Origin of the sequence: Bacillus sp. M6-12, assembly GCF_002860285.1 — a bacterium.
Taxonomy (GTDB): domain Bacteria; phylum Bacillota; class Bacilli; order Bacillales; family DSM-1321; genus Peribacillus.
The window spans coordinates 162,457-186,396 of sequence record NZ_PGVF01000004.1; the positions used below are offsets into that span (position 1 = coordinate 162,457).

The window sequence follows — 23,940 nt, forward strand, 5'->3', positions numbered from 1 at the left end:
ATCAAAATATTTAATTAGGTTAGTATATTGCTATTAATTTACATGACATTTTCTTAATAGTCAATAAGTTTTTTTAAAAACTACAAATCGTATTTTTCATTTTTACGGTCTATAATGAACATATCCCATTTTGATAAATTAAGCAGGAGCCACAATGAAAGCCCATACATTAGAGATTTATTTTACGTCTATCTTTTTATTAATAAGTTTATTTTCCATCATGTTATATATCTACTCATTTTCAAGGAAAAGGCAGTCCTATCTGTTATATTTCTCACTTTTCCTGGGAGCTATGGCAGTAAATCTGGCCGCCGTATGGCAAATCTGGCCTGAATTCACTGCTGCCTCCGTATCAAAGTATGTATCTTACGGTGCCAGCACATTCTTTTTACTATTTTACGAGCAAATCTTTGGTTCTGGTTTTAAGAAAGTAAATACTCGGCTATGGCAGGTCCACTTGATTAGCTGGATGCTGATCATTTTTCTATCGCTGTTTTCTTTTATCCGCCTGGAAGAGTCCTTCTTTCCTTACAGCCTGCTGAACATTGTCACGGTGGTCTTGATAGCGATTGAAACTATTTACAAGGCTAATTCCGGCAACCGGGATGCGAAGATATTTACGTTTGGTTTGCTCACCCTGGTGGCAACGCTTATTTTTGATATTTCCCAGGCCATTAAAATTGGCGGATATGCCCCTTCACAAACAACAACCTGGGGTTTACTTTTGTTTTGTTTATGCTTAACATTCGTCCTGCTGAAACGTTATATCGAAATAGGACCTGACTTTTTCAAGGAAACTCTTACCTTTGACACTGATCCCCTCGAGTTAAAAATTCAGGCAGGATCTATGGTGATGCACACCTTTAAGAATGAAATTCACCGGCTGATGTACCTGAACGAACGAAATAAAAATCTTCTTGCAAGTTTGGATGGAGAGGTAAAAACTGACTTTTCCTATCAAATTGATTCTATGGACGAATCACTGGCCCATATGAACGACATGCTTGCAGCTGTCAAAAAAACTGACGATATCGACTTGAACCCTATTATTCTTACATTGGATTCTATTATTACAGACGCAGTGGAAACAATTAGACCCGAATTGCTGGACAGCCGGATAGAGGTTCAATTAAACCTCTCTCCAGGCCTAAAACTAGAGGCAGACCCTTTGCATATGAAGGAATGCATCCTTAATTTATTATCCAATAGCATGGAAGCCATTCAGCATTCGGCAGGATGGATAAAACTAAACCTGTACAAGGCAAGGAATGAAATCATCTTAGAAGTGGCTGATAACGGGAAAGGGATTCCCAGAGAAAATATTAAGGACGTAATCACTCCTTTATTTACAACTAAAAAGGGATCGTCTCACCAAGGGATCGGCATGTACTATAGTTACTTTGTTGTTACGAAACATGGCGGCACACTAGCCATCCCCTACTCAGAAGTTGATAAAGGCACTGTGATTCAGATTCGGCTGCCTCGAAAGAATTCACACCGCAGGTTATGGAGGTTCGGGACCCTTGGAAAAAATAAAACTCATGCTGGTTGAAGACGATCCCAGATGGCAGAGAGACTTAGTCCGCGATCTCCAGTCAGAAGCGGATATTGATGTGGTTAAAGTGGTATCAACTAAGGAAGAAGCCATGGAAGCAGCCGGACTATTGCCCATAGAGATTATCTTAATGGATATCAATTTAACAGAAAATAATCTGGATGGAATTGAAGCGACGCTAGAAATTTCCCAGCTTAAAAAAGATATAAAAATTATTATTCTGTCCGCACTTACTGATCCTGCAGTCATCGTAAAGGCAATCGAATTTGGAGCTAATAATTTTGTTAATAAATCCAGTATCATGGATATTCTCGATTGCATTCGCGATGCTCACCGAAACCAGATTTCCCTGCACCCCGATTCAACTGGAGCGATTCTGAAAGAAATCCGGCTCAAGTCATTAACACCGACAGAAAGAAATATCTTTAACCTAAAGGAAGCAGGCTATACCCGCTCCCAAATGGCCCAGCACTTCCATACGACGCTGGACACTATCGGCTCACATATGAAAAACATTTCAAAGAAACTTAAACGGCGAAAGTAGGGAGGGGAGAAAATTTCACCCTCCTTTTGTTTTGCATTCTTTCTTACACTTATCCTATAAAGCTTAGGATGAGGTGTTGGATTTGAAATTAGTAAAAATAGTAATGCTATGTCTTTTATTGAGTATGGTTTTCCCTAGCAATAAAGTCAGGGCGGAGGATAAAGATATTTATCAGCAAATTGATAGGTATATACAAAAAGAAATGGCAGCAGCCCATATTACGGGATTGTCGCTCGGAATTGTAAAGGATAAAGAAATTGTGCATATGGTCGGCTACGGAAACTCAGGTAATTCAAAAAGAAAATTAACACCACAAACCCCGTTTATCCTCGGGTCAACGGCCAAATCCTTCACAGCGATGGCCATTATGCAATTAGCTGAAACCGGTAAGATAGATTTAGATGCTTCCATCCAGACCTATTTGCCAGAGGTAAAACTCCCAAAAAATATTACTGTCAGGAATTTGCTCAACCAGGCAAGCGGGCTTCCTAGAACGCTCGATTGGTCAAATGCTGAATCAGAGGTGAAAGCAGATCATATAGGAACTGTTTTCGAATACTCAAATGAAAACTATAAACTGCTGGGCGATATCGTTACATCTGTAACCGGTATACCTTATGGGGTGTATATAAAGGAGAATATCATTAAACCGCTTGAAATGAAAAATAGCTTTGTATCCGAAGCGGAGGCTGAGAAGCATGGCCTTGCAGCCGGACATATTACATTGTTTGGGTTCAATGTTCCAAAGAAAATGCCTTTTCATAAAAATTATCTTGCAGCTGGGTATCTTATTTCCAGCGCCGAGGATATGGCCCATTTCCTGATTGCCCAAATGAATGACGGCCGCTATAAGGGGACAGAGGTGTTGTCTGACGCAAGTATAGCACAAATGCATAAACCGGCTGTGAAGGCTCCCATTTTTGGGGAAGACAGCTATTATGGAATGGGCTGGGTCAACTCTTCGACAAATGGTATCCCGACAATCTGGCACTCTGGAGAAGTGCCTAATTACCATTCCACCATGATCATGGTTCCCGATCACAACTATGGCATTATACTGCTGGCCAATATGAATAACTCGATTCTTACTTCCGGCTTGATTGAAAAGATAGCCAGTGGGATTACAGAAATTATGGCAAGCCAGGAACCTGGCAAGATTAACAGTTCAGCATTTTATCAAACATATGCCATTATGTACGCAGTTCTATTGATCATCATCATATTAATGGGGCTTCATATAAAAAATATTAAAAGCTGGAAAAATAGCTTTCTTAATCGGAAACTTGGTTTTTTTAAGCTTTATATTCAGCCTTTGTTTTTCAATTTTCTTTTGCCCTCCTTTATTCTATTCCAGTTGCCGCAGCTGCTTGGTTTCACATGGCCATTTTTACTGGATTTTGTTCCGGATGCCTCAGGATTTTTGATTCTTTGCGCGATTGTTTTGTTTGCTGTCGGGCTCTGCAAGCTATCGCTGATTTTTTCTGGTTATATTCAATATCGAGCCAATCAATCTGGCAGATTTTTTTAAGCGTTCTGCAGTCTGCTAATAATATTTTGTAAGTGACCATTCTTTCAAAGGGCCGCCCACTGCATAAAGGAGTGGTGAATTCGCCCAATTTTAATAAAATTTGCTGTAAGATTCTTTTTAGAAATGTTAGTTTGTTGGAAAATTTACAGTATGATAAAAGCCTTGACGAATATTTATATCATGATATACATTTTTCTACATTACGAACTTACTTGAAAAAGGGGCAACAATGTATGCTGCAATGTCGAGAAGATGTGCTTAGCTTTACAAAACAACTGGTTAATATTGAGAGTATTGTCAATACAGGCGGCGAAAAGGTTATCGCCCATTCTTTATATACACTGATCTTAACTTTCCCTTATTTTATCGATAATCCATCCCATGTAACTATTGAGCCAACCATCCTGGATGAACATGAAAGGTACAATGTACTTGCCTTCGTTAAAGGTACAAAAGGCCGCAGCAACAGGACTGTCATCTTAATGGGCCATATGGACACTGTCGGAATTGATGACTTTAATCAATTAATGCCTTATGCCTGCTCCCCTGATGAACTGATGGAAGCACTCAAAAAGGAGCAGCTTCCGATTTCGGCACAAGAGCATCTGGATTCAGGTGACTGGATGTTCGGACGTGGAGTTTTGGACATGAAGAGCGGAGTGGCAAGCCATCTTTACTTGTTAAAATATTATTCTGAACACCCGGAAGAATTAGAAGGAAACATTGTATTCCTTTCAGAATGTGATGAGGAAGACAGCTCACACGGTGTTCTTTCAGCTTTGAAGACCTTTAAGAGCTGGAAGGAAGAACACGGATTTGAATATGCCGCTGCGATCAATGCAGATTTCGTTTCACCCCGTTATGAGGGTGATAAAAATCGGTATATCTACAAAGGAACAGTCGGAAAGCTTTTGCCTTCTTTCTTTATTACCGGGGCAGAAACCCATGTTGGCTCCTGCTTCGAAGGCCTTGACCCTAACTTTATTGCCGCTGAATTAACGAAACAAATTAACTATAATCCGGAGCTTAGCAACGAGGCTTTTGGAGAAATAACTGTGCCGCCAGTTTCGCTAAAACAAACCGATTTAAAACCGTCATATACCGTTCAAACAGCATTGTCTGCTTATGTATATTATAACTTTTTTATCCATTCCTGGTCTCCAAAGGATGTATTAACAAAGCTAAAAGAACAGGCTTCAATTGCGTTCCAAAATGCCCTTTCCTCATTTGATGAAAGGTATAAGCAGTTTTGTTCGATGAGCGGGGAGCCTTATCATAGCCTGCCATGGAAAACTAGGGTTATGAACTATGAAGAAATGGAACAGCTGCTGATTGCAGAAAATGGCGATAAATTTGTGGCGCATATGAACGAATTCAAGGAAATGCTGATGCAGAATTCAGAATTGGATACCCGGATGTTCGCTGCACGTGCAGTAGAAGAAGCCTGGAAATGGATGAATGACAAAAACCCCGCAATCATCTTATTCTACTCATCACTCTATTCACCAAGAATAGAACTGACTGGTAAAACAGACGCGGAACAAGCTCTTATTACATCATTGGACCATGCAGTGGAAGCAATGCAGCCGCAGTACCATTATCCGATTGTGACAAGGAACTTCTTCCCCTATATTTCGGATATGAGCTTTATTGCCCTCAGTGATGACGATGAAGGCATTAACGCAGTTTCTAAAAATAACCCAGGCTGGGGCACGAAGCACTATGTCAACTATCAGGATATCCGCGATTTAAATGTTCCTGTTATCAACATCGGCCCTTATGGTATTGACGCCCATAAAAAGCTTGAACGAATGGAAATGACTTATTCTCTTGAAGTGGTTCCAAACTTAACAAACCTTGTGATACAGAATCTTTTAAAATAAATAACTATGTTAAGAAGGCAGGCGATGAAGCTTGCCTTTTTCTTTTGCTTATAATCCGGCCGAAAAAAAAGACCGAAGGGAACCCTTCGATCTGTTTATAAAACTTTACTCAGAAATGCTTTGGTCCGTTCATGCTGAGGGTTGTTAAATAGCTCATTCGGAATGTTTTCTTCCACAATATAGCCGCCATCCATGAAAATAACCCGGTCGCCTACTTCTCGGGCAAACCCCATTTCGTGGGTAACCACTACCATCGTCATCCCTTCTTTGGACAGCTGTTTCATGACTTCCAGTACATCACCAACCATCTCTGGATCCAGAGCTGAAGTTGGTTCGTCAAATAGCATGATTATGGGATCCATAGCCAGTGCCCGTGCAATGGCTACACGCTGCTTTTGTCCACCTGATAATTCCCCAGGATAGCTTGCAGCCTTCTCACGCAGCCCTACTTTATCCAGAAGTTCAAGGGCTCGTTTATTTGCAGCTTCTTTATCCGAAGAACGGACTTTTATTGGTGCAAGTGTAACATTCTCAAGAACTAATGCAGAAAGGAGTTCTCCTTTCTGCAACCGCTTAGATTAAACCACTTGCCGGTTCCAATGGCGATGAGCGGCAACCGCCTCGATGAATGCGGATATAAATTCGTTTACATCTTCACCGATCACCACTCCCGGACTTTTTATCATATTTTCTATTTCCAGAAATTGCTTACCTTCATGGGTTGCTCCGATTGGCTTATAGTGATTAAAGGCTTCGTTAATAAAGTAAGCAGCATTCTTATAGAACTTTTTACTCTCTGCATTGCCGCCAACTGCATAAATTGCATCGAACAGGACGGGATCCGCTGTTAAAAACGTATGGTTTACCTCAAGCTCGGTTCCGTCCATAGCCTGTACTTTCCCAAGTTTTTCGCTTACTATTTCCGGCTGTATTCCTTCTGCTTGCAGGGAAGCCAGTATCGTCATTACTTCGGCGCCGTTAAAGTCATTGTCAATAATGACACCAACTTTCCGTGTGTTCGGCATTTTCTTTGTGTTCTCCTGGCTCAGTGCAGGAGAAGACTTTGTAATGTCCGAGCCTCCCGATTTAGGCGGGTTTGCACCGATCTCAGCGGCAAACGCTGTTGCTAACTCAAGATTTACATTGGCGAACATGTCAACTACTTGCTGCTGAACCAACTTGCTCTTCACTTTACCAAGTTCAAAGCTGAAGGCTTGGATAATGTGCTCTTTTTCAGGCTGGCTCATGCTATTCCAAAACATCGTTGCCTGTGAGAAATGGTCTTTAAAGCTTTCACTCCTGGCACGGACTTTCCGGCCCTCTACTTTTTCCTGATAATGCGCATACCCGCCATCTGCTTCAGTTGCTGGCGAGGGGGTATTTCCGGCAAGCGAATTGTTGTGATAGCTTACTTGTCCAACATTTATTGTTTGACGGCTATATCCATCACGCTGATTGTTGTGGAACGGGCAAACAGGACGGTTGATCGGCAGCTCATGGAAGTTCGGGCCGCCCAGGCGGATAAGCTGCGTATCGGTATAGGAAAATAACCTGCCCTGCAGCAGCGGATCGTTAGAAAAATCTATTCCCGGCACGACATGGCCCGGATGGAAGGCAACTTGCTCCGTTTCTGCAAAAACATTGTCCACATTGCGATTCAACGTCATCTTGCCAATGATTTTTACCGGCACATCCTCCTCCGGCCAAATTTTTGTCGCATCCAGTATATCAAAATCAAACTTGAATTCATCCTCTTCGGCAAGAAGCTGAACCCCTAATTCGTATTCAGGGAAATTTCCCATTTCAATCGACTCCCACAAATCGCGGCGGTGGAAATCAGGATCTTTCCCTGCTATTTTTTGTGCTTCATCCCATACAAGAGAATGTACACCAAGCACAGGCTTCCAGTGGAATTTTACAAAATGGGATTTTCCTTGATCATTAACAAAACGGAATGTGTGCACTCCGAACCCTTCCATCATCCGGAAGCTTCGGGGAATCGCCCGATCAGATAGATGCCACATAACCATATGGGCGGATTCCTGATTGTTTGCAACAAAGTCCCAAAACGTATCGTGTGCGGAAGCTGCCTGTGGCATTTCATTATGCGGTTCAGGCTTCACCGCATGTATCAGGTCCGGGAATTTGATGGCATCCTGAATAAAAAAGACTGGGATATTGTTTCCCACCAAGTCGTAATTACCTTCTTCAGTATAAAATTTCGTTGAAAAACCTCGTACATCCCGCACTGTCTCAGCTGACCCACGCGAGCCGGCAACGGTAGAAAACCGCACAAATACAGGCGTCCTTACAGAGGGATCCTGCAAAAATTTCGCCTTCGTATACTCCTTCATCGATTCATAAACCTGAAACTCCCCATGAGCTGCAAAACCGCGGGCATGAACGATACGTTCCGGAATCCGCTCATGGTCAAAATGCGTCATCTTCTCCCGAAAATGAAAATCCTCCATTAATGTAGGACCCCGTTCACCGGCCTTTAAAGAAAACTCATCCTCCGAAACCTTAAGACCTTGATTCGTTGTCATACTCTTACCTTGATCATTAACACGAAACTGTTCAAGCTGCTCCTGTTTGCTGTTGCTGTTCACTTTACGCTCATCGCTCATACGGTTTACCCTCCTGGCATGAGAATTATGTAATTTTTTACACCTTATCCTCGTACCCAGGTTTGAGTTGTAGTAAACGGAGTCGCTCACAACATATTGGTTAGCAAAATGCCTGTCACCGAAATGTGACAGGCAACTAATCTATCAAAAATTATTTCATCCATTTTTGAATCAATGGGCCGCCTTTCCCGAAGACTGGATCCGTTTCGGGAACAGGGACCTCTTTTATTTCCGACAAAGCCTGGGCTCTGGCCGCAGGATCTCTCTCTATAAGATTAGGGGTTTTGCTATCAGGATATGCACCCACCACCTCGAAATCCGGACTGCTGCCAATTTTCATATGCCCCGTTCCTGCTGGAAGCACGATAACATCCCCTGCCTTCAGCTCCATCCGTTCACCTGCATCTCCTCCGACAAGAACAATGGCATTGCCTGATTTCACACCTAATACCTCATGCGCATTACTATGGTAATGATGGAAATCATATATGTCGCCCGTCCAGCTGCCGGACCAGTTATGGCGGTTGAAGGTAGCTTCAATGCCATTCGGATTATCACTGAAAATTCCTTCATACATGATAACTGGGAGTTCGCTATTATTCGGAATTTCTCCATCATCATTCAGAAAAAAAGATTTCACCTGCGAATCCATAGTGATCGCTCCTATCTTTTTAAAATTAGTTTCCTTTATGTATACCCCTTTTAAATAATTATCTGCATCCAAATTCAAAGGTAAATGGCTACCCGGTTATACGCCTTTTATTATGTCGAAATTTAGATTATATTGTCGAGAAATCGATATTTTTTCAAAGTTGTACGAGAAAATTCAAAAAGCAGAGGATAAATTTTCGTTCTTGATCGATAAAAATACAAAGTTAAACAAGAAATTTTCAATCTTGACCGAAAAAATTTGCCCAAGTCAATGTTAGGGAGCTATTTACCACCCAGCACAAGAGACCAGTGAATTCCAGTTAACGATTCTATGCAAATAGTTGTCAGTTAAGCTATCAAAGTTGCCGATATCACCAGAAAATTTGCAAACGAAATCTCTCATATTGAACCTGTTAAAAACTAGCCATAAAAAAAGATAAACCAAGCAATTTCTGCTCAGTTTATCTAAAACATCAACTTTTATACCATCACTTTGCAAATATCATTCGTAAATTCTACCGGATCCTGGATTGGCAGGCCTTCGATGAGAAGGGCCTGGTTGTACAACAGGTTGGTATATAGATTTAATTTGTCTTTATCGTTTTCAAATGCAGCTTTTAATGCGCTGAATACTTCATGATTCGGATTAATTTCCAGAATCTTTTCCGCTTGCACATTTTGGCTGTTAGGCATGGCTTTCAGAATTTTTTCCATTTCAATCGTAACTTCACCATCAGTAGATAAGCATACTGGGTGGGACTTCAATCTTTTTGATACCCTTACATCTTTTACTTTGCCGGATAAAGTGTTTTTCATGTAGTCAAAGATCTCTTTATTTTCATCGGCAGCTGAATCATTTTCATCCTGATTCTCTTCAGCCTCAATGCCTAAATCACCGCTGGAAACTGATTTGAATTCTTTTTCTTTATACGCCATTAGCATTCTGATCGCGAATTCATCAACTTCATCTGTAAAATACAGTATTTCATAGCCTTTTTCAGATACAAGCTCTGTCTGCGGCAATTTTTCAATCCGTTCATTCGTTTCGCCGGAAGCATAATAAATATATTTTTGGTCCTCCGGCATTCTTGATACATACTCATCCAATGTAATCAGCTTCTTCTCTTTGGAAGAATAGAACATCAATAGGTCCTGCAAAACATCCTTATTTGCTCCAAAATCACTATAAACCCCAAACTTTAACTGTCTGCCAAAGGCTTTGTAGAACTCTTCATATTTTTCTCTTTCATCCTTTAATAAGGATTGTAGTTCGCTCTTGATTTTTTTATTAATGTTTTTCGCAATCAGCTTCAATTGTTTGTCATGCTGCAGGATTTCCCGCGAAATATTAAGCGAAAGATCCTCCGAGTCAACCATTCCTTTTACAAAACTGAAATAGTCAGGAAGCAGGTCTGGGCATTTTTCCATGATCAATACGCCGCTTGAATATAGCTCCAATCCTTTTTCAAATTCCTTGGAATAATAGTCAAAAGGCATTTTTTCCGGAATGTACAGTATTGCATTATATCTCACAGCACCGTCAACACTGATATGGATATGCTTAAGCGGCTTGTCAAAACCGTAATGCTTTTCCTGATAAAAATTCTCGTAATCCCCAGATGTCAGTTCGTTTTTATTCTTGCGCCAAATCGGAACCATGCTATTTATAATCTGTTCTTCCTGATACTCCTCGAATTCGTTTTCGTCGCCTTCCTTAGGACGTCTTCCCGTCACATCCATCTTGATTGGATAACGGATGAAATCAGAGTATTTTTTAATGATTGATTTTAAGCGATATTCCTCAAGATACTCATCATAGTTTTCATCTTCGGAGTTTTCTTTGATTTTCAGGGTTATCTCTGTGCCTACAGTTTCTTTTTCGTAAGACTCAATCGTATAGCCATCTGCACCGGTTGATTCCCATTTATAAGCCGTATCACTGTCTAGCGGCTTAGTAATAACCGTCACAACATCAGCCACCATGAAGGCTGAATAGAAGCCAACGCCAAATTGTCCGATTATATCATGTCCGTCCTTCAATTCATTTTCATTTTTAAATGCCAAGGAACCGCTCTTCGCAATAATACCTAGGTTATTTTCAAGCTCGTCCTTTGTCATCCCAATCCCGGTATCCGTGATTGTTAAGGCTCGATTTTCCTTGTCAGCTGACACTTTTATGTAGTAACTATCTTTTTCAAAGACTAATGTGTCATCAGTCAATGCCTTGTAATAAATTTTGTCGATCGCATCACTTGCATTGGAAATTAACTCTCTTAAAAAAATCTCCTTTTGAGAATAAATGGAGTTAATCATCATTTCCAAAAGCCGTTTGGACTCTGCCTGAAATTGCTTTTTTTCCATTGAAGTTTCTCCTTTCATATTCAAATCTTTATCTAATGTATATTTACATTTTAGCACTCTATAGCTGTGAGTGCTAACCCACTAATTAAATATCATGAACTGCCGTTTTATGTCAATATGTTTTCGAGATTTGTCTAAATGAAAATAGCTATACTTATATTTATAGTATTGATGGTATAATTAAAATCTTTGGTTAATAGTGTTATTGGCAGCTACGCCCATGTTAAAACCTAATCTTTGCAGTGGACAGATAACCACAAGATCTGCTACACTTACATAGTTATCCTAGCTAACTATTTCCTGGGGTAACTTTTTTGATTGTTAGGAGTGATTTCAATACAGATTTTTCAAAAATTCTTTCATCAATTTTTAATGCTGTACCGGCCATTTGAAAACAGACTTAATGCAGAACTTGGCAAACATGATCTCTACCGTGCTCAGTGGTCTATTTTATACTACTTATACAATAACGGATCTGCCACTCATGTAGAGATTTCCAACTATCTGAGTGTGGAAAAACCCACTGTTACCAGAACGATTACCCGTTTGGAAGAACAGGGATATGTAGAGCATATCCCCGGAAAAGACAGGCGCGAGAAAAGAATGCAGCTTACAGAGCTTGGGAAAATGAAGTATTCAGAGGTTCGTGTGGCGGTAGACCAGCTTGAACAGGATATTTTAAAAGGTATTTCAGAAGAGGAACAGCTAGAGGCAATCCGGATCATGAAAGAAATCCGAAATAACATTTTAAAATAGGGAGTAGAAAAAAATTGAATCTAAACCGGCCCAAACTATGGACGAAGGATTTTATTATTGTTTCCTCCGTCAATTTTTTCTTAACGTTAGTCTTTTATTTGTTAGTAGTTATGATCGCTGTTTTTGCAGTTAAAGAATACCATGCATCTGCAAGCCAGGCAGGACTAGTCACAGGGATTTTTATTATTGGAGCGCTGATTGGAAGGCTTCTTATCGGACGCCTTATTAATACTATTGGCCGCAAGAGAATGCTTTTCATCGGATTGGGCTTCTTTACGCTTACGACGTGTTTGTATTTTGCAGAAATGGGGCTTACCTTTTTGCTTTTTAACCGTTTAGTGCATGGTATCTCATTGGGCATTGCAAGCACAGCAACCGGTACAATTGTGGCCCAGATTATCCCGCTCACTCGAAGGGGTGAAGGAATCGGCTACTACAGCATGAGTTCGACCCTGGCTACAGCAGTTGGGCCATTCCTTGGTCTATATATGAGCCAGCATACAAGCTTCCGGATGATTTTCAGCTTCTGTGTTGCCGCTGGAGTCTTCAGCTTGATCACAGCAGTCTTCCTATATGTGCCGCCTTTGGAAGCCTCCGCAAAATCGTCTGCCATGAAAGGATTCAAGCTTTCCAGCTTTATGGAGCCGAAAGCATTGCCAATTGCCTTCATTACTTTGGTTTCAGCTTTTTGTTACTCAAGCGTTCTTTCATTTATTAACTTTTATGCTATAAAAATTGGCCTGGTTAATGCGGCAAGCTTCTTCTTTATCGTTTATGCAGGAGCTGTTTTAGTTTCACGGCCATTTACCGGTCCTTTAATGGACACGAAAGGCGCGAATTACATCATGTATCCGGCATTTATCATGCTTGGAGCCGGAATGCTGCTTCTCAGTTCTGCAAGCCATGGCCTTACCTTGCTAATTGCCGGTGCCCTTATCGGACTTGGCTTTGGCAATATCCAGTCGATCACCCAGGCAATCGCCGTTAAGCTGACGCCTTCTCACCGTATGGGGCTGGCTACATCGACCTTCTTTATCTTTCTCGATGCCGGGCTTGGCTTCGGGCCTTATCTGCTCGGGCTGATCATCCCGAAAACCGGCTACAGTACCTTGTATATTATTATGGGGATTATGGCACTAACAACTACCATACTCTATTACTTCCTGCACGGGAAGAAAGAAAAAACTGACATGGCGGGTATTAATGCATAAAGTTCAGTTTGATAGATCTTTATCAAAAGAAAAACCTAGAGCGAAGAAGTTTATCTTATAAAGCAAACCCTTTTCCATTGCGGGAGTGGGTTTGCTATATTTTTTAGATCTGTTAACCTTGCATTTTGATTGCAGCAAGGGGCACTCGCTTTCACCTCTCACGTTTACTCCTGCGGGGTCTCCATTGGTCCGCTTCTCCCGGTCCCCCGGGTACACTATCCTTGAAAAAACACCGTACGAAGGAAATGCTTCCATGCTTGCAATCAGCCAAATCCGCCGTAGGCTATGTACGGCTATAGTTTAGTTCCCGCTTCCCAGACCAAGAAATCAAACTGCTGGCTGGGGGGCCAGTATGATCCCATTCAGTCCTTATTTATACCCTCCCCACCCTCTTGGGATCACAAACCATTTAGTTACTGCCCAATAAACAAATGCTCCTGCAAACATCGCGGGCAGAGTTGCTGTAACATATTGATATGGAGTATTAGATTCATACGTTATTGGATCAAGAAGATATAAATAAGTAAAAAAACCGGCAGCCATTCCTAAAATACCGGCAGGATTCCAGCCCTTCAAGAAAGCGTAGGAAGAGCTTAAAGATGGATTGTAAAGCTCTTTAACATCCAATCTTCTATTCCTAAAAAAATGATAATCGACAATTTGAATCCCGATTAGCGGAGCAAATAAAACACCTGATAACGCAAGGAAAGTTCCGAAGTTCTCAAAGAACAAACCTGGGATAAAAATGACAATCAATGATACCGGCAGTATCGCCAAAGCAGTCGTTTGGCTCCATGACAGCTTTTGAATGAAAGGGATATGCCTTAGCCCAAGACTTGAGATATAGACGCCAATAATAGCCGAACCAAAGTTCGCTAAGGCAATGAAAAGAAGCGCAATACTTCCAATCACGACTCCTCCAAGCTCGGTCATCCAGCTTGTTGGATCCGGATCTCCAATTACCAAAATAGAAATTAGTCCGATGATGCTCATTACTGCAACAGGTAAGCCAAGTCCAAGCATAGTTGGAATAGTAGCCTGACTTGTTTTCGGAACAACACGAACCATCCCGCCAATATATGGCCACCATGCCATAAGACTAACTAAACCGATTTCAATCCCAGTTACATAATCCCAAAGTTTGTCACCAGAGGACGCTAATGGTTTAGCCTCAGCAATCCCGCTAATCCCAAAGTTATTGATAATCATATAGAACATCCAGGCACCTATTAATATAATGATAATCGCAATGATTTTAGAAATGATCCGGAGCGATAGAGCACCTTTGCGTAAAGAAAACCAAACAAAAAACAGGGCAATAAGCGTAACAGCAGACATGCCTATGTTTTTAGTACCGGCACTAATTAAACCAGCATCTACCAGCATTCTGCTTGCGGCTTTTCCGAAAAAGATTAGCAAGATTGAGTTCCATCCAATTACAGAAATATATTGAAGAATTAAGGCAATTATCCAACCCCTATTTCCCAAAAAAAGTTTAGAAGTTATAACACTTTCAAGTCCATATTTAGTTGTAACCGGAACTAGGGCAAGGGCCACAAAAAATATACCAATCATTGAACCTGCAATTAAAGCGGTGCTCCCCATTTTTGCATTTAGAAAATAACCCGCAAACCCGCCCATTAGAAAGCACCAGGTAGCAACAGAATTGCTGATTGAAACCAGCAATAAATCATTCGAACTCCATTTCCTATCTTTTTTAAGAACAGGAAATATACTCTCCGTATCTGAATTATGATTTTGGAGATTGTTCGCCATTAAAACCATCCCCAAATAAGCAAAATGATTGGAAAGATAACCCCCAGCGACAAATACCAAAAATAATCTATACCTGTAGGATCTCCCCCCTGATTTTCCGGGAGCATGATTTTTTTTATCCTTTCATCAACTTCCTGAGTCTCATTGTTCATTGTGAAGCCTCCTGAATAATTATTAACCCTATCATCAGTAATTTTCTAAGGGGAAAACCCTCCCTATCTCCACGGGTTCTGCCAATTCATCCTGTTCTAATAGAAGGATTCAATAATTGGATACCGGCCTAACACAAACTTCTTAGTACCATGATGTACCTTATGATGGTATATAAGGTTATGTATAGGCAAAATCCAGGCAAAAATAAGACAAAGGATACCAATGTTTGTTTAAAAAGCAAAGGACATCTTTAGCAATTGGATGTCCTTTTTATGTTTTCTTGGCATGTACATAAACAAGGTAGACCTAAACTTTCATGGAAAAGCTTTAATTACTTAGAACTGCGGGTATATAAAGCATATGAATCTTAATAAAAAGAAAGATTCAGTCCCCCTAGGTAAGACTGAACCGGAAATTTATTTATTAAATGTATTGTAAACATACGAATCAATACACATAGTAACAACTGCATCTCTACATGATTTGGTTACACTCTGAGAACTAGTTCCACTTTTACAACATGTTTTTTCTAAAAAAAGACATCCTAATAATTAATCCAAAGTTAATTGGGTAATCGGGCTCACTAACCACCCGCCTTCCACAGATATTCTTTAAGATTTAGAACCTTAATATACCTATGCCTGAAGGGAGATTTAGTATTGAAACTGTATCAAGTAAGAAAAGGGCAATTTGTATACTATAACAATGAGCTGCACAAGGTATATGGAGTAAAACCAATGTATAAACTATCTGTTCATCTTATTAAGCTGAGGGATTTATCGCAGCATATCACCAAAGCAGCTGATGTGGAAAAATACATACCAAAGGAACTCGACAGCTTTATTTTCAATCATAAGGTATATACGCTCAGGAATAATCGAACACCTGAAGAAGGAGATTATATTTTAATCAACAATCCGGACCCCGATACACTAGATCACTATTCATTAAATGAAATTGAAGTGGTTGAAACGGTTGATAAAAAAGGGGTCATAACGAGTGATGCTAACGGAATCAAGCATAATGAGTATTTATTAATGGCACCTGGCCGTGCTCCTGACAGCCACCGGATCGATTATAAAGACATGGTAAATATTGAAGATGATTACTCCGATGAAAATGGCAGCCAAACTGACGGCGAACTATCGGCAAAATTGGGAGACATCTATAAAAAGAGGGATAGTGATGTACTATTTGAAGCGATGGTTGTGGCAATCAAAGGGCAAACCGTCTACCTGGGAGGCGGTTTTGAGTTGTCGCAGGAAGAGCTGATGGATACTGATAAGTGGGAGTTTCAATATAATCCCTTTGATAATTCTGATAGCTAAAAGCTAGTACTTCAGCATCAAGCATTTCTAATAAAACTAAACACAATTCTCCCACGCTGCAAGGAGGTTTCTATGGATAGTAATAAATTTAAAGAACATAGCGTTTTTATTATCTCACTATTGCTTACTGTGATTTTTATTATATGGGGCGTGTTTTTCACAGAAAATCTTACCAAAGTGACCAATGCCGTTTATAATGCCTCCATTGATTACCTTGGATGGGTATATATTGGGGCTACCTTATTCTTTGTGATCTTCTCTATTTATTTGCTGTTTTCAAAGTATGGCAATATCCGGCTCGGCAGGAAAACTGACAAGCCTGATTTCAGTACCGGATCTTGGCTCGCTATGCTGTTCGGTGCTGGAATGGGAATAGGGATTGTGTATTGGAGTGTCGCTGAACCAGTAACCCATTACACAGCCCCTCCCTACGGAAAAGCTTATACTGTTGAGGCAGCCAACACTGCAATGAAATTTACTTTTTTTCACTGGGGCCTGGACCCATGGGCAATATACACTGTGATTGGATTAGCCCTTGCATTTTTCCAATATAACAAAAGGCTTCCCGCGGCCATCAGTTCAGCATTTCACCCGATTTTAGGCGATAGGATACACGGACCGATAGGCAAAACAATTGATATCCTGTCTATCTTCGCAACTGTCTTTGGTATCGCCACCTCTTTAGGACTTGGGGCAATGCAGGTTACAGCTGGTATGCATGACATATTCGGCATTCCTAATACGCTATTTATCCAGCTTGTCGTCATTGTTGTCGCCACAGTCCTTTTTATTATCTCAATTAATACAGGGTTGGAAAAAGGAATAAAGTACTTATCCAACGCAGCGATCATTTTATCTATTGCAATCATGCTGCTGATATTAATTGTCGGTCCAGCCTTAACCGTCATTCAAGTGTTTTTTAATACAATGGGTCTCTACCTCGGTGACTTTATAGAAATGAGTTTAAGATTGAACCCCTTTGGAGAACAAGAATGGATTGCATCCTGGACTTTATTTTACTGGGCATGGTGGATTGCCTGGGCACCATTCGTCGGTATGTTTATTGCAAGAGTTTCAAAAGGAAGAACAGTAAGGGAGTTTGTTATTGGGGTATTAATTGTACCTACTCTCGGTACATGTCTTTGGATGTCTGTATTTGGAGGTTCGGCACTTGAACTTATTCAAAATACGGGAAATCATGATTTAGCGAAACACATCGCCGAAAACGTGTCCCTGTCTATTTTTACATTCTTTGATTATCTTCCTTTTAGTTCCCTGTTAAGCATTTTAGGGTTTGCCGTGGTTGCCATTTATTATATCACTGTTGCCGATACCGCAACCTTTGTATTGGGAATGTTAAGCGAAGGCGGAACACTTAACCCTTCAAACAGAATTAAAATGACATGGGGCGTCATACAATCTGCTTTAGCTGCCGTATTGCTTTTAGCCGGAGGTTTGGAAGTATTGCAAACAGCTTCCATTGCCGCTGCCCTCCCTTTTGCCATTATCATGGTCGTCATGTGCTTTTCATTGCTTAAGGGTTTAAAAAACGAAGCAGAAATGCAAAGAGGCAATAAAAGAAGCGTGCAACATTCTTATAAGGAAATTAAACCATAAAAATTTCTTCGAGTTGTGTGATTGATTAAAGACTTATCCTCTTTTTAAAAAAAAGCAACCAAAATGCCGTCGTTGTTTAAGGTTCGACCTTGTTGAATCCATTCTCACTTTAATTACGAAAATGTGTAAAAGGCGTACAGATTGGTTTCTGTACGCCTTATTATTATATTTCTTCTTTCAATCCCTGATTGGCTTCCTCTTTTTTCATTAACGGCAACAGAGCCAAAATACCAATCGCAAGGAGAAATGCTGATGCTCCGTAAATATATTCGATCGCAAGATGGGTTTTCAGCCATCCCGCAGCTGACATGGTTATGACCATTGCCCCCATAAAGAGCGGATTTAAAATACCGTTTACTCTTCCTATAAAGGCTTCTTCTGTATTCTGCAATATCATTGTATTGATTCCGATATGAATGCAAGGCATAAATACACCGGAGAAAAACTGTGCGGTGAGTGTCAGCCAAAATACGGTTGACAAACCCATGCCAATAAAACCGATGGCGCTTGCGGCCAATCCAACCGCCAAAAGTACTTGCGGCAGCAATTTTCTCGACAAACCTACCGTAACGCCTCCACCGAGGATCATGCCAATCCCGAAGGCAGCCATAAGCCATTGTAAATCTTCTTTAGGAAGCCCCAGTCTTTCTGTGATCAAAAAAACACCGAGCGGCTGAGTTAATCCAATGGCGAGCCCAGCTGCAGCAAAGCACCACCCGAGCAAGGATAACGGCCTGCTTTTCCACACATAGCGGAATCCTTCCTTCATTTCCTGCATCAAAGTCGTTTTAGGTTTATCTTCAATTGGTGCTGGGTCTGCCGGCAGCAACATCAGGGCAGCTGCAGAGCATAAAAAGGCAATCCCCATAACCCCTACAGCTGCCAAGATGCCGAATTGCTGATACACGAAAGTCCCAAGAATTGGGCCTAGTATCATAAAAAGCGCGAATACGGTTTGATACATCGACATCCCCATCTGAATAAGCTCAGCAGGAACATAAAGCTTAAACAGCTTCATGCCGGCTGGCTGCGAAAACTGTGAGAGTATGGAAGAAACCAGCGTTGCAAAGAAAATCATTTTCCAGCTGCCGAAAAATAAGGTCATAAGTACAACAAAGACAGAAGCTGCACTTAAAACATCACACCAAACCATGGTTCTCTTCGGACGCCACCGGTCAGCAAAGGTTCCTCCTATAAATGAAAAGAGAAAGATAGGAGCAAATTCGGCAACAGATATTAAGGATACTGCAACAGGATTTTCATTGGTTTTTTCAATCACATATAAAAGAATTGAGTAGTTTCTGACCCAAATCCCAACCTGAAGGAATAAGACAGACAGCAATATTGTCCTAATTACCCGATTTTGAAACAATGCTCCCATGCCCACTTTTTGATTACTGGTTATTTCCGACATAAAAAATACCTCCTATTCCTTTTCTGGACAGGAGGCTTTGTTTTGATAACAAAGAAGGCACAGAACTCCCCCAATGGGCATCTCCATGCTTCATTTTGGTTCTCAAAAGGCAGACTAATCCAATCCAGAAAAATAACTCGTGTTCAATTCTTTTACGAATGTTTTTCTAAATCAGATTAGAAGATCATCGCCCCTTGTTCACCCTTTTCGCATTATAGTATCCCTATACTACATTAAATTATATTGCAAATCAATACGCTTTTCCGTTTTATTCCAAAATGGACTTAACTATTATCTCTGCGGTATAAATCCCGGCTCTTGTACCCCGCTCCCATAATCATTTTCATCTCTTCGCGCCGTTTTTCTTTTGTCGCCTCTTGCTTGGCACTATAAACATAACGGGCCCAGTCTTTGCGGTAGCCTGGGGTGAGTGATTGATAAAAGGCAAGTAAATCCGGAGAACTATCCAGATCTTTTTCGATATTAGGAATCAAGCCGATATAATCATCAACGCATTGACTTGGTTTTGATGAGGTCTGATTTTTCTTTGGAGCTTCTTCTTTTAGGCCGACAACCGTAAAGACATCATCCAATCCGACCATACGCGCAAATTTAATAGTACTTTCTCCAATATATCCATCTTTATTTGCCCCTAACCCAGCTAATAAGTCATCCCGATGAATAAACGTAGGATACACTTTATTCCCCTTTTTCGGGTAGGCTAAAAAGAGATATCCGTTCTTGTTCAGGGAGTTTTTTTCAATAACCTTGTTTACAAGCCCTTTTAAAGATTCCATATCCAGTTCAAAAGCAAAAATAAGGTCATAGGCGCTATCGGATAATTCTGTATCATACTCTGCCAGCTCTGCTAAATATTCCGCACCTTTCGGTAAATTCAAAACCGCTGCTTTTTTATATTTTTTCAAGTTTAGTTTATCTACTATTGTTTTCTCCATTGATATTCACCTGTCCGTTCTATTCTCATACCTCTTTAGTGTAAAAGTTCGCATTTAAGTTTGCAACATTGATTAGGCAAAGTGAAATCATGAGTGATTAAGAAAAAGTCCCTCCAAATACTGAACTATAACCCGAATAATGGACACTTTGAAAAGGGTTAACATAGCCTCATTTTAAAAGAATAACAAAAACCATGAAATCAAACATATTGCTATGTTTAACTTCATGGTATATCGGTCAATTTTTTCAGGAAACAACATCCAAAAGGTTTATCTTTTTCCAATAGAACGAGGATAATATCTGAACCCTTATAATTTACAATTCCTTTCCGATTACTCAGTATGTTCGTGTAATGTAATACTTTCTATGTGGTTTATAAACCTTCTTAATTCCTTTGCTTGTTCTCTGCTGATATCTCCAGATTCATACATATTATGGATTTCTGACCGTACACCATCCATGACCATAAGCCGCAGCTCTTCCTTTTGCTTTTCACTTTTTTCAAAACGGGCAGAAGGCCGTTTTAACCGGGCAATACTTTGTTTATAATCCAGAATCACTGCATTAACAATCCCTGCTCTTTCGTGGTTTTCTGCATAATTTTTTAAAAATTCAAGGGCAGCCTGCAAAGCCCTTAAATGAATTGCCTTGCCTAAATTTAATTGGGCTAATCGGGGTTCATCAACTTTCCGCCCCCCCCTAAATCGATTCCATTCTCTTATGACTCTTCCAATAAGATACATAGTTCCAGAACGGACGTTTTTGGAAAGAGCCTCTTCTCGGCGGTCGAAGGACTTTTCAAAAGCTTCAAAGACCTCTTCATCCATTCCGCTTTTATCCTTTACGTTAAGAATATATCTTCTTTCTGCTTTTAAAGCCAATAACCGGATTTCGGTAATTTTTTTTTGATAAAAACTTGTATCTTGTTCAGCCGAAGCAGATTTTGGTTGAATTTGGTGAAACATAAACTTATATTCATCCATTAACTCATATGCTGCTGCCTCATTTTCTACAGTCACTTTATCCCTGATTTTTTTAATGGCCTTCAGCAAAATTCTCCTCTTTGCTTCTCTTAAATCAATCAGATTCAGTGTTTCTCCCTCTACAGATTGTCCTTTACTTAAAAGGGGCAAAATCACTGTGGCCGCTATTAATGTAAACAGGATGACTCCCGCTGCTATGAAGAGGATTAATGACCGTTCCGGAAAGTCCTTTCCACCGATTACTATATGCGGAATGGAAAGAACCCCTGCCATTGTAACCGCGCCCCGGACACCTGTTAAGCTGGTTATTAAACTTGTTTTAAGGTTCGGTGCTGAAAACTTTTTTCTCTGATATTCATAATAAGAAAAGAAGTAGGTCCAGACAAAGCGAATACCCAATATAATGAACCCTATTGCAATAACATATCCAATAATCAGCCAATTTCCAATATTGGGGTTTTCTACAGATTCTCTCATCGATGTGGGAATGTTTAATCCTAGTAACAGAAATACAATCCCGTTTAAAACAAACAAGACAATTGTCCAAATATTTTCTGTGAGCACCTGCTCTTCTGCTAACAAGGCATCTGTTCTTTCATGTACCAATGAATGGGCAATACCAGCCACAACCACCGCAATAACTCCAGATGCATGCAAAAGCTCTTCAGTAATGATAAAAATAATAAAAGGAGCCATAATTTGCAATAAAGAATGGAAAGTCACATCATGGATACCTTGTTTACGTAAAATGAATCGTACCCATGTTATAAGCAGCCCCAGAATAAGTCCCAGTGCAGCGCCAGCTAAAAACTTATAAGTAAAGTCAAAAATAGCTTCCTGCAGTGAGAAATACCCGGTTACAACAGCTATTACCGCATAATTAAACGCAACTAAACCAGATGCATCATTTATTAGAGATTCACCTCTAACAAGATTTAGCACTTTTTCAGGAATATGTATCCGTTTAGCAATCCCATTTACTGCTACCGGATCAGTTGGAGATAAAATAGCTGCTAAAGCAAATGAAGCAGCAAGGGGCATCTCAGGTATAATCAAATGAATTAAATACCCGCCTCCAATGGTTGTTAATAGTACAAGAACTATTGCATTCCCAAATATGGGAGCTTTCATGCTCCATAATTCTTCACGGGGAAAATGCCTTCCATCATTGTATAAAAGAGGTGCAACAAACAGCAGCAAAAACCACTCTGTTTCTATTTCTAATGAAATATCCCTGAAAATAAGGGCAATGATGATCCCAAAAGCGATTTGAATTAAAGCTGCAGGGATATAGGGGATATAATGGCTTATGATATTTGAAATTAATAAACAAACCAGCAGCAATAATATTGTCATCAATAAATCCAAATTGTATCTTCCTTTTTAAAGCACTTTTTTAGAGTTGTTTTTTCAACAAGAGTACGAAATAATTCAGAGATATTGGTTTACAAGCGCGATCCCCAGACCTTATAGGTGGTATTAGTGAGAATCAGAAAAAAGTTTCACGTGAAACAAATTTCTTTGTCTTTAGTAATATAAATTCTTTAGCTTTAAAATATTCTGATGCATTATCTTTTAACATCAATCATTACAACAATAATAGAAGCCTCCAAATGAACAACTATTTTTGAAAGGAATCTTGTCTTGAGAATAAATTAGAACTAAACGCGATATACCAAAGCTTTTATGTTATCGGTTTAGGGGATTTTATATTACAGTACGCTAAAACAAATATTTATTTAGTTTAGCATTATCTATATTCCTTGTATGAGTAGTAATTAAACTACAAGGACCGTGGGATATGAGGTAATTGTTGAGTAATTTTCAGGTAATTATAAGAACACTGCAACAAATTAAAGGTTATGAAAAAATTTGAGCAGCCAATTCCTTTTTAAGATTGGCTGCTCATTCTGTTCACTAAATAGGCAACTTGAGTTAGCAGCTAATATCTATGCTTCTTTATCACTGCTATCAAATATCCTACCTAAAAAGAAACCATCTATTTCACTTAGCTTGCCCCGCCAGAGAATTTTCCCTTTTGAAGGAGTGGGCTTACTGTCGCCGCAATATACCTTGGTCTCTTTCATATGGAGAAATTGGGCTTCAGAGTTATTGATTTGTGCAGCTTCTCCAGCCTTTTCAAGCTGTTCACTTAACATTTGAGCAACTTCATTTCCATCATCAAATGTTTCACTAAGCGTGTTGAAATATTCCTTAGCAGAAATCATCGTGCCGGTAATGACGGCACCTTTTACGTTTAAAGTAATATCTAACGAGAAATCATATTTATTCGCTGCCTGGACAATAAACTCTAGAATGCTGTCTTTCATCGTGCCAGAACCAATGCTCATCTTTACGTCTCCTTTCTTAATCCGTTTAGCTTTAGATAGGTTTCCTCAACCTCCTCATCTGAGAGAACATTTATAACTTTCTCCTTTTCCTTTACTGCCTTTTTGGACTTCGGTGATTTCTGACCCGAATCTTGCTTTTTAGATTTATCTGCAGCTTCATTTGAACCTTGCTTATTCCTATTCTCTTGGTCCTTTTCCTCAGAATCATTGCTTACTTGGTCTGAATTTTTGTTCTCTTCGCTATT

The 23,940-nt window shown here is 40.0% G+C and carries 18 protein-coding genes and 1 pseudogene; 8 read left to right on the forward strand and 11 right to left on the reverse strand.

The window, feature by feature from the left end; genetic code table 11:
• Positions 1-154: 154 nt before the first annotated feature.
• The 4 genes from CVD28_RS07370 (at position 155) to CVD28_RS07385 (ending at position 5,510) form a co-directional block, all read left to right on the forward strand.
• Positions 155-1,552: a sensor histidine kinase gene (locus tag CVD28_RS07370; protein WP_101591721.1), complete on the forward strand. Its 1,398-nt coding sequence runs from the start codon at positions 155-157 to the stop codon at positions 1,550-1,552.
• Positions 1,524-2,099 (forward strand): response regulator transcription factor, encoded by a 576-nt coding sequence (locus CVD28_RS07375; protein WP_101591722.1) that lies wholly within the window; start codon positions 1,524-1,526, stop codon positions 2,097-2,099. Before CVD28_RS07370 ends, CVD28_RS07375 begins: the two co-directional genes overlap by 29 nt.
• An 82-nt stretch (positions 2,100-2,181) precedes the next feature.
• The gene (locus CVD28_RS07380; RefSeq protein WP_142384737.1) at positions 2,182-3,627 is read left to right on the forward strand and encodes a serine hydrolase domain-containing protein; all 1,446 of its coding nucleotides are present in this window, start codon (positions 2,182-2,184) and stop codon (positions 3,625-3,627) included.
• Positions 3,628-3,860: 233 nt separating this feature from the next.
• On the forward strand, positions 3,861-5,510 hold the full coding sequence (locus CVD28_RS07385) for a M20/M25/M40 family metallo-hydrolase (protein WP_101591724.1): 1,650 nt from the start codon (positions 3,861-3,863) through the stop codon (positions 5,508-5,510).
• A 95-nt stretch (positions 5,511-5,605) separates the two neighbouring features.
• Here CVD28_RS07385 and CVD28_RS07390 read toward each other — a convergent pair.
• The 4 genes and pseudogenes from CVD28_RS07390 to htpG all read right to left on the reverse strand — a co-directional run.
• Positions 5,606-6,049 (reverse strand): annotated as a pseudogene (locus tag CVD28_RS07390) (amino acid ABC transporter ATP-binding protein); the annotation flags it as partial.
• Positions 6,050-6,088: 39 nt separating this feature from the next.
• The gene (locus tag CVD28_RS07395; RefSeq protein WP_101591725.1) at positions 6,089-8,137 is read right to left on the reverse strand and encodes a catalase; all 2,049 of its coding nucleotides are present in this window, start codon (positions 8,135-8,137) and stop codon (positions 6,089-6,091) included.
• Between the two features lie 151 nt (positions 8,138-8,288).
• A complete protein-coding gene (locus tag CVD28_RS07400; protein ID WP_101591750.1) occupies positions 8,289-8,789 on the reverse strand; it encodes a cupin domain-containing protein in 501 nt (166 codons plus the stop codon).
• A gap of 479 nt (positions 8,790-9,268) precedes the next feature.
• Complete coding sequence (gene htpG, locus CVD28_RS07405) at positions 9,269-11,149, reverse strand: molecular chaperone HtpG (RefSeq protein ID WP_101591726.1); 1,881 nt, start codon at positions 11,147-11,149, stop codon at positions 9,269-9,271.
• Positions 11,150-11,521: 372 nt separating this feature from the next.
• Here htpG and CVD28_RS07410 point away from each other — a divergent pair, with 372 nt between their 5' ends.
• Complete coding sequence (locus CVD28_RS07410) at positions 11,522-11,905, forward strand: MarR family winged helix-turn-helix transcriptional regulator (RefSeq protein WP_101591751.1); 384 nt, start codon at positions 11,522-11,524, stop codon at positions 11,903-11,905.
• A 14-nt stretch (positions 11,906-11,919) separates the two neighbouring features.
• On the forward strand, positions 11,920-13,116 hold the full coding sequence (locus CVD28_RS07415; protein WP_101591727.1) for an MFS transporter: 1,197 nt from the start codon (positions 11,920-11,922) through the stop codon (positions 13,114-13,116).
• A gap of 369 nt (positions 13,117-13,485) precedes the next feature.
• On the opposite strand, the gene CVD28_RS07420 is transcribed toward CVD28_RS07415, so the two are convergent.
• Together CVD28_RS07420 and CVD28_RS27950 are read right to left on the reverse strand one after the other, a co-directional pair.
• Complete coding sequence (locus CVD28_RS07420; protein WP_180954029.1) at positions 13,486-14,892, reverse strand: cytosine permease; 1,407 nt, start codon at positions 14,890-14,892, stop codon at positions 13,486-13,488.
• On the reverse strand, positions 14,892-15,044 hold the full coding sequence (locus CVD28_RS27950; protein WP_180954031.1) for a hypothetical protein: 153 nt from the start codon (positions 15,042-15,044) through the stop codon (positions 14,892-14,894). The genes CVD28_RS07420 and CVD28_RS27950 overlap by 1 nt, the downstream gene beginning before the upstream one ends.
• 660 nt (positions 15,045-15,704) lie before the next feature.
• Between CVD28_RS27950 and CVD28_RS07425 the strand changes: the two genes are divergently transcribed.
• Positions 15,705-16,373 (forward strand): hypothetical protein, encoded by a 669-nt coding sequence (locus CVD28_RS07425; protein WP_101591729.1) that lies wholly within the window; start codon positions 15,705-15,707, stop codon positions 16,371-16,373.
• A gap of 72 nt (positions 16,374-16,445) precedes the next feature.
• Positions 16,446-17,990 (forward strand): glycine betaine uptake BCCT transporter, encoded by a 1,545-nt coding sequence (locus tag CVD28_RS07430; RefSeq protein WP_101591730.1) that lies wholly within the window; start codon positions 16,446-16,448, stop codon positions 17,988-17,990.
• A 163-nt stretch (positions 17,991-18,153) separates the two neighbouring features.
• Here CVD28_RS07430 and CVD28_RS07435 read toward each other — a convergent pair whose 3' ends face one another.
• The 5 genes from CVD28_RS07435 to CVD28_RS27955 form a co-directional block, all read right to left on the reverse strand.
• Positions 18,154-19,404: an MFS transporter gene (locus tag CVD28_RS07435; protein ID WP_101591731.1), complete on the reverse strand. Its 1,251-nt coding sequence runs from the start codon at positions 19,402-19,404 to the stop codon at positions 18,154-18,156.
• Positions 19,405-19,688: 284 nt separating this feature from the next.
• Positions 19,689-20,360, reverse strand: coding sequence for a YdeI/OmpD-associated family protein (locus CVD28_RS07440; protein ID WP_101591732.1), 672 nt, complete (start codon positions 20,358-20,360; stop codon positions 19,689-19,691).
• Positions 20,361-20,693: 333 nt separating this feature from the next.
• Positions 20,694-22,712, reverse strand: coding sequence for a Na+/H+ antiporter (locus CVD28_RS07445; RefSeq protein ID WP_101591733.1), 2,019 nt, complete (start codon positions 22,710-22,712; stop codon positions 20,694-20,696).
• Between the two features lie 581 nt (positions 22,713-23,293).
• The gene (gene gvpU / locus CVD28_RS07450) at positions 23,294-23,695 is read right to left on the reverse strand and encodes a gas vesicle accessory protein GvpU (protein ID WP_101591734.1); all 402 of its coding nucleotides are present in this window, start codon (positions 23,693-23,695) and stop codon (positions 23,294-23,296) included.
• A gap of 2 nt (positions 23,696-23,697) precedes the next feature.
• The coding region (locus CVD28_RS27955) for a hypothetical protein (protein WP_219621186.1) at positions 23,698-23,940 on the reverse strand (243 nt) is incomplete at its 5' end.